Origin of the sequence: Kitasatospora sp. NPDC127067 (assembly GCF_042724755.1) — a bacterium.
In the GTDB taxonomy this organism is placed as follows: domain Bacteria; phylum Actinomycetota; class Actinomycetes; order Streptomycetales; family Streptomycetaceae; genus Kitasatospora; species Kitasatospora lactacystinica.
In genome coordinates this window covers 1-7,403 of the sequence record NZ_JBHXEM010000227.1, presented here as the reverse complement: position 1 = coordinate 7,403, position 7,403 = coordinate 1, and the positions used below count along the sequence as shown (strand labels likewise).

6 protein-coding genes are annotated in these 7,403 nt (G+C 74.1%); 4 read left to right on the top strand and 2 right to left on the bottom strand.

The features are described from left to right. Window positions 1–46: 46 nt before the first annotated feature. Together ACFWJ4_RS40215 and ACFWJ4_RS40210 are read right to left on the bottom strand one after the other, a co-directional pair. On the bottom strand, window positions 47–826 hold the full coding sequence (locus ACFWJ4_RS40215) for a sugar phosphate isomerase/epimerase family protein (RefSeq protein WP_380554084.1): 780 nt from the start codon (window positions 824–826) through the stop codon (window positions 47–49). A 5-nt stretch (window positions 827–831) separates the two neighbouring features. Next, window positions 832–2,772 (bottom strand): DUF2264 domain-containing protein, encoded by a 1,941-nt coding sequence (locus tag ACFWJ4_RS40210; protein ID WP_380554081.1) that lies wholly within the window; start codon window positions 2,770–2,772, stop codon window positions 832–834. A 272-nt stretch (window positions 2,773–3,044) separates the two neighbouring features. Here ACFWJ4_RS40210 and ACFWJ4_RS40205 point away from each other — a divergent pair, with 272 nt between their 5' ends. From ACFWJ4_RS40205 to ACFWJ4_RS40190, 4 genes are all read left to right on the top strand, one after another. Continuing rightward, entirely contained in the window at window positions 3,045–4,376 is a 1,332-nt protein-coding gene (locus ACFWJ4_RS40205; RefSeq protein WP_380554078.1) for an ABC transporter substrate-binding protein, read from the top strand. Further along, window positions 4,373–5,332, top strand: coding sequence for a carbohydrate ABC transporter permease (locus tag ACFWJ4_RS40200; protein ID WP_380554076.1), 960 nt, complete (start codon window positions 4,373–4,375; stop codon window positions 5,330–5,332). The genes ACFWJ4_RS40205 and ACFWJ4_RS40200 overlap by 4 nt, the downstream gene beginning before the upstream one ends. Further along, entirely contained in the window at window positions 5,329–6,243 is a 915-nt protein-coding gene (locus ACFWJ4_RS40195) for a carbohydrate ABC transporter permease (RefSeq protein WP_380554073.1), read from the top strand. The genes ACFWJ4_RS40200 and ACFWJ4_RS40195 overlap by 4 nt, the downstream gene beginning before the upstream one ends. Window positions 6,244–6,365: 122 nt before the next feature. After that, window positions 6,366–7,346 (top strand): hydroxyacid dehydrogenase, encoded by a 981-nt coding sequence (locus ACFWJ4_RS40190; RefSeq protein WP_380554087.1) that lies wholly within the window; start codon window positions 6,366–6,368, stop codon window positions 7,344–7,346. The last annotated feature ends 57 nt before the right edge of the window (window positions 7,347–7,403 follow it).

The window sequence follows — 7,403 nt, the reverse complement described above, 5'->3', positions numbered from 1 at the left end:
CGGAGCCCCGGGGCGTCCCGGCCGCTCCGCCCGGCCCGCCCCGGTCTCAGGCCGCGAGCCGGGCGAGGTAGGCCGCGCCGGGGCCCAGCAGCCCGGGCAGCGGGGCGGCGGCCGGGTACCAGGGCGCCTCGTACTCCCATGACACCCAGCAGTCCGCCGGCAGGGCGCGCACGCACTCGGCGATCGGCAGCACGCCCGCCCCGAGCGCGAGCGGCGTGAGGTCGTCGTCGCTCGCGACGTCCTTGACCTGGACGTAGCCGAGGTGGGGCGCGAGCGCGGCCAGGCTCTGCGCCGGGCTCTCGCCGGCCAGCCGGGTGTGCAGCAGGTCCCACAGCGCGCCGACGGCCGGATGCCCGACGAGGTCGAGCACGCGCGCCACGTCGCGCCCCAAGCGGTGCGAGTCGTGGGTCTCCAGCAGGATGCGGACGCCGAGGGAGCGGGCGGTGTCGGCCGCGGCGGCCAGCCGCCGGGCGGCCCGCCGGTCGTCCTCGCCCGGAGCGGACCGCGCGCCGTGCGGGAAGACGCGCAGATGGCGCGCCCCGAGGTCGGCGGTCAGCCGCAGGTGGTCGACCAGGGCGGCGGCCGGCCGGTCGTCCTCGCCCGGCGCGGCGACGCCGAGGTAGCAGGCCACGGCGAGCGGGGTGATCCCGTGGGCGGTGAACTCCCGCCGGGCGCTTCGCCGTTCCCCGGCCGTCAGGCCGGGGTGCACCGGTTCGCCGGGCGCGCACCGCAGTTCGAGTCCCTGCCAGTGGTGTTCGGCGGCCAGCCGGAGGACCTCGGTGAGCGGGCGGCCGGGCAGGCCCAGGGTGGAGAGGGCGAGTCGCACGGTGGTCAGTCCTCCCGGCGGACGGTGACGGAGCCGGTGGCGAGCAGGGCGGTGTGCCGCCCGCCGTCCGGCCAGCGGACGTGGAGCAGGTGGCCCTGCGGGGCCCGTTCGGTGCGGACCTCGACGGCCGCGCGGGGCGGCCGCACCGGGCCCCGGGCGAGCCGTGCGGTGCTGACGAACAGCGCGGCCTGGTCGGCGGTCCGCCCGGCGACCCGGGGTACCGCGCCGACGGCGCCGAACGCGGTGCCCGAGGGCAGCGGGTCGGTGCCGGCGGTGGTGAAGCCGCTCGCGCAGCGCAGCAGCGAGACGAGCCGCAGGCCGTCCGGCCCGGTGGCGGTGGCGGTGGCGAGCGGCCCGTCCACGGCGGTCTCGGCGGAGCCGCCCGCGACCGCCCAGCCGCTGTGCCGGACCTCGGTGCCCGGCTCGGCCCCGGCGACCAGGTGGGCGTGCACCTCGTCGGCCCCGGCGGCCAGGACGAGCGAGGTCACGACGACCCCGGGGAGTTCCGCGCCGCCCGCCCGGGGCCGGTGCTCGGAGGCGGCCCAGCCGTCGCCGGCGCCGAGCGGCCGGATCCGGCCGCGCTCGGTGAGCGTGCCGCCGACCACCAGGCCGAGGTGGTTGTCCGGCGGTCCGTTCAGTACCGGCCCGGTCGCGGTGGAGTGGGCGAGGCGCGCATAGAGCGGGTCGTCGGGCAGCACCTCGTCCGCGGGCTGGTCGTCGCTGCCGTGGTTGTGCACCCGGACGAGGCCGTCGGCGGCGGTGGACTGGATCAGCCGGCCGGGCCGGGGGAGCGGCCGGACGGCGTCGCCGAGTTCGGCGGGTCCGGGCTGTTCGACGGCCGTCCAGACCGGGTGCTCCGGCGGCAGCAGCAGCCCGAGGAAGCCCTTGGCCGCCCAGTACGGGGAGGCGGGCCCGGAGTACGGCTGGACCATCGGCGGGTACGGCCCGTGCCAGCCGGAGGTGAGCAGGCCCTCGGCGTCGAGTGCGCCGCGGTCGAGGAAGTACCGCAGGGCGCCGGAGGCGAGACGGCGGGTGGTGCCCGCGGACAGCGGGGTGTTCCCGCAGAGCGCTCCGGCCCACAGCGGGGCCGCGGCGGCGAAGCGGTAGGTGAGCGAGCGGCCCTGGTGGACGGGGGCGCCGTCGGAGCCGAAGGCGTGCGCGCAGTCGTCGAGGTGGGCGGCGAGCCGGCCGCCGTACAGGTCGAGCAGGTGCCGGTCGCCGCCCAGGTGGGCGTGGAGGACGGGGTAGAGGTGGAAGGCCCAGCCGTTGTAGTGGTCGAAGGCGCGCGGGCGCCCGTCGGTGTACCAGCCGTCGCCCCGGTACCAGGTCTCGATCCTCGCCAGGCCGCGTTCCACGGCCCGCTCCGCGGCCGCGGTGTCGATGCCCGCCTCGGCGAGGAAGCCGCCGACGGTCAGCGGGAAGAGCCACCAGTTGTTGTCCACCGGGGCCCGGTGGAGGGCCTGGGCCAGCCAGGCGCCGGCCCGGGCGCGCACGTCCTCGTCCAGGCGGTCCCAGAGCCAGGGGCGGGTGATCCGCAGGGCCAGGGCGATCGAGGCGGCCTCGACCATGGCCTGGCCCCGGTCGGTGATCACCGGCCAGGAGACCGGGTCGGCGTCGGTGAGGTCGCGTTCGGTGGTGGGGTGGCGGGTGCCTGCGGCGAGCCCTTCGGCGTAGGCCGGGAGCAGCCCGTGGGGGTCGCCGCCGCGGGCACCCGCGACGCGGAGGGCGGCCAGCAGGAACGTCCGGGCGTACCCCTCCAGCCCGTCCGAGCGGGGCCCCGACCAGCTGGGGCGGTCGCCGGGCAGTGCGATCAGGGCGTGTTCGGGGCCCGCGTGGCGGCGGACGGCGGCCAGCAGGCCGTCCGCGGCGGCCTCCCAGTGGGCCCTGGTCCAGCCGGTGAGGGGGCTGAGCGAGCGGTCTTCGGGGGGTAGCTCGATCGGGGGCATGCCGGGGCTCCTCGGTCGGTGGCGGGGGGTGGTCGGTCCGTGGCGGGATCGGATCCGGGCAGAACCCAGATCGATCGTCCATGATATTGATCAAATGATCCGAGATGACAGGGGAAAACATCACGGAAAGGGTGCTTTCCCGTAAAGAAGCCCGAACATTGCGGGGTGTGCCAGATCGAAGCGGATCATTTGATCCAGAACCCTTGACTTCGATCGAAGCGCGGTCCCAGGATGGCCCCACCCCGCACACCCCCTCCACCGGGAGACGAGCCATGTCCACCACCCCCACCCGCGTCCGCAGAGCCCCCCGTCTGGCCGCCGCCCTCGTCGCGTCCGCCCTCGGCATGACGTCCCTCGCGGCCTGCGGCAGCGACTCGTCGAGCGGTGGCGCCGAGGACGGCAAGCCCGTCGCCCTCACCTTCTGGGGCTGGGCCAAGGGCACCAAGGAGGTCGTGGCCGCCTTCAACGCCACCCACCCGAACATCCAGGTGACCTACGAGGAGATCCCCTCCGGCGTCGCCGGCGGCTACGCCAAGATCTCCAACGCGGTCAAGGCGGGCAACGCGCCCGACGTGTTCAACGTCGAGTACTCGCAGCTGCCGGACTTCGTCAGCCAGGGCGCCGTGCAGGACATCGGCAAGCTCGTCACGGACGGCGTCAAGGCCAAGTACCTGAACCAGGCCCTGGAGCTGACCACCCTCGGCGGCACCACCTGGGCCCTGCCACTGGACGCCTCCCCGCAGGCCTTCTACTACCGCAAGGACCTCTTCGACCAGGCCGGCATCACCGCGCCGAAGACCTGGGACGAATTCCGCACCGCCGCCCGGAAGCTGAAGGAGGCCCGGCCGGACGCCCGGATCGCCACCTTCTTCCCCGACGACCCGACCACCTTCGAGGCCATGGCCTGGCAGGCCGACGCCCACTGGTTCAAGAGCTCGGGCGACACCTGGAAGGTCGACGCCACCGGCCCGGAGAGCAGGAAGGTCGGCGACTACTGGCAGCAGCTGATCAACGACGACCTCGTCCGGGTCATGCCGTCCTTCAGCCAGCAGTGGACGGCCTCCCTGCAGAAGGGCGAGACGGCCGGCTACCTCGGCGCCTCCTGGGGCGGCGGCGTGCTCAAGGGCACCGTCCCCGACGCCTCCGGCAAGTGGGCCGTCGCCCCCGTCCCCACCTGGGACGGCAACCCCGCCAGCGGCATGGTCGGCGGCACCACCTTCGCGGTCTCCAAGAACAGCAGGAAGGCCAAGGCCGCGGTGGAGTTCGCCACCTGGGCCACCAGCACGCCCGAGGGCTTCAACGCCCGCATCGCCTCCGGCACCTCCTCGGCCTACCCGGCCGCCCCGGCCCTGGTGTCCGTCGCGCAGGCCGCCTTCAAGACGGATTTCTACGGCGGCCAGGACGTCTACGCGATCTACGCCGACGCCGCCAAGTCCATCAAGCCCGGCTGGCAGTGGGGCCCGGCCATGGGCGCCACCAACACCTCCCTCAAGGACGCCTTCGGAAAGCTCACCCAGGGCGGCACCGTCCAGTCCGCCGTGGACGCCGCGCAGCAGGCCACCGTCGCCGAGCTGAAGAACCGCGGAATCAAGGTCGCCCAGTGACCACCGCCCCGACCGACCGCGCCGTCCGCGCCGCGCCCGCCCGCCCCACCGGCGGGCGGCGCCGGTCCGGGCGGTACGGCGCGCCGGCCGTGCTCCTCGCGCCGTTCCTGATCCTCTTCACCGCCTGCACGCTCGTCCCGATCGGGTACGCCCTCTACCTCAGCCTCTACACGGAGCACCGCTCCGGCCTCGGCTTCGGCGGCGTCGAGACGGTCTTCACCGGCCTCGGCAACTACACCCGCGCCCTCGGCGACCCGGCCTTCCTCGACGGCTTCCGGACCACGGCCCTGTACTGCCTGCTGTACATCCCGCTGATGGTCGGCCTGTCCCTGGCGCTCGCGCTGCTCCTGGACTCCACGCTGGCCCGCGCCCGCCGCTTCTTCCAGCTCGCGCTGTTCCTGCCGCACGCGGTGCCCGGCATCATCGCCGCCCTGATCTGGATGTACCTGTACACCCCCGGCATCAGCCCCGTCATCGAGGCGCTGAACTCCGTCGGGAGCAGCCCCGACCTGCTCGGCAACCCGCTGCCCGCCGTGGTCAACATCGCGCTCTGGGAGTGGGTCGGCTACAACACCGTCATCTTCTACGCCGCGCTCCAGGCCGTCCCCCGCGAGGTGCTGGAGGCCGCCGTCGTGGACGGCGCCGGCCCGCTGCGCACCGTCCTCAGCATCAAGATCCCGCTGATCCGCGCCTCGATCGTGATGGTCGGCCTGTTCACCGTGATCGGCTCCCTCCAGCTGTTCACCGAACCGATGATCCTGCACGGCGCCTCACCCGGCGTCATCAGCACCTGGACCCCCAACATGTACGCCTACACCGCCGCCTTCGACCGCGGCGACTACGGCCTCGCCGCCGCCTCCTCGGTGCTGCTCGCCATCACCGCGGCCGTCCTGTCCTTCCTCGTCACCTGGGCGACCCGCACCCGCCCCGCCCGCCGGACGGAGGACTCGGCATGACCACCCTCGCCCCCGAACGCGACACCCGCCCGCGCCCGCGCGCCCCCCGGGCCGGCCGCGACCGCAGCCCGCGCACGCCCTGGACGCTGTCCAGGGCCGCCGTCAACGGCGCCCTCGTGCTGGCGGCCGCCTACACGCTGCTGCCGCTCGGCTGGCTGCTCACCGCCGCCGCCAAGAACACCGGCGACCTCCTCGGCGGCCACGGCCTCACCCCGTCCAACTGGAACCTCGGCGCCAACCTGCACGCCCTCGCCACCACCGGCGACGGCATCTACTTCCGCTGGTACCTCAACTCGCTGCTCTACGCGGGTGTCGGGGCCCTGCTCTGCGCCCTCGTCTGCGTCGGCGCCGGCTACGCCTTCCACGTGTACGCCTTCCCCGGCAAGGAGAAGCTGTTCGGGCTGGTCCTGCTCGGCGTGCTGGTGCCGACCACGGCCCTGGCCCTGCCGATGTACCTGCTCGCCTCCGAACTCGGCCTCGCCAACACCTTCTGGGCGGTCTTCCTGCCCTCCCTGGTGAACCCCTTCGGCGTCTACCTCTCCCGGGTGTTCTGTGCCGGCTACATCCCCGGTGAGGTGCTGGAGGCCGCCCGCACGGACGGTGCGGGCGAGCTGCGCGCCTTCTGGTCGATCGGGCTCAGGATGGTCATGCCGGGCTTCGTCACGGTGTTCCTGTTCCAGTTCACCGCGATCTGGAACAACTTCTTCCTGCCGCTGGTGATGCTCTCCGACAACCGGCTCTTCCCGGTCAGCCTCGGCCTCTACGCGTGGAACACCCAGACCCACGCGTTCCCCGAGTTCTACCCGCTGGTCGTCACCGGCTCGCTGCTGGCCGTCGTGCCGCTGGTCGTCGCGTTCGTCGCCCTCCAGCGCCACTGGAAGGCCGGCCTGACCGCGGGAAGCGTCAAGTGACCCACCAGACCGCCAACTCCACGACCGCGCCGGAGAACCACGTGTCCAATCCGCCGAACCCGACCGCTGTGAACGGGAGTTCACCCGCATCGCCGCGCCGGCGCCCGCGCGCCCTGCTGGCCATGACCCCGGACCTCGTCGACCGGCTGGTCGACGACGAGACCATGGAGCGGCTCACCACCCTCGCCCGACTCGACCCCGTGTTCGTCGTCGACGACTTCACCGGCCCCGAGGCGGCCGCCGTCCTCGCCGAGACCGAGGTGATCGTCAGCAGCTGGGGCTGCCCCCCGCTCGACGAGGCCGTCCTCGCCGCCGCGCCCCGGCTGCGCGCCGTCGTCCACGCCGCCGGATCGGTCAAGCACCATGTCACCGAGGCCTGTTGGGAGCGCGGCATCCAGGTCTCCTCGGCCGCCTGGGCCAACGCCCTGCCCGTCGCCGAGTACACCGTCGCCAACGTGCTGCTCGCCAACAAGCAGGTGCTGAGGCTCAGCGCCGACTACCGCGAACGGCGGGCCCCGCACGACTGGCAGGCCGCCTACCCCGGAGCCGGCAACTACCGGCGCACCACGGGCATCGTCGGCGCCTCCCGGATCGGTCGGCGGGTCCTCGAACTGCTCCGCCCCTTCGACCTGGAGCTGCTGCTCCACGACCCGTACGTGGACGAGGCCGAGGCAGCCGCGCTGGGCGCCCGCTCGGTGACGCTCGACGAACTGTGCGGGCGCAGCGACGTGGTGAGCGTGCACGCGCCCGAACTGCCCGGCACCCGGCACATGATCGACCGCCGCAGGCTCGCCCTGATGCGCGACGGGGCGACGCTGGTGAACACCTCCCGCGGGTCGCTGATCGACCAGGACGCCCTGGTCGAGGAGCTGGTCTCGGGCCGCCTCCACGCGGTCCTGGACGTCACCGTCCCGGAGGTGCTGCCCGCCGACTCGCCGCTCTACGACCTGCCCAACGTCCTGCTCACCCCGCACGTCGCCGGCTCGCTCGGCGGCGAGCTGCGGCGGATGGCGGCCGCGGCGGCGGACGAGCTGGCCCGCTACGCGGACGGCGCCCCCTTCGCCCACCCGGTGCAGCGCGGCGACCTGGACCGCACCGCCTGACCGGGCGACGACCCCCGTCCGGCTGTGCGCCGAGGGCCGCAGGAGTCCCCCGACTCC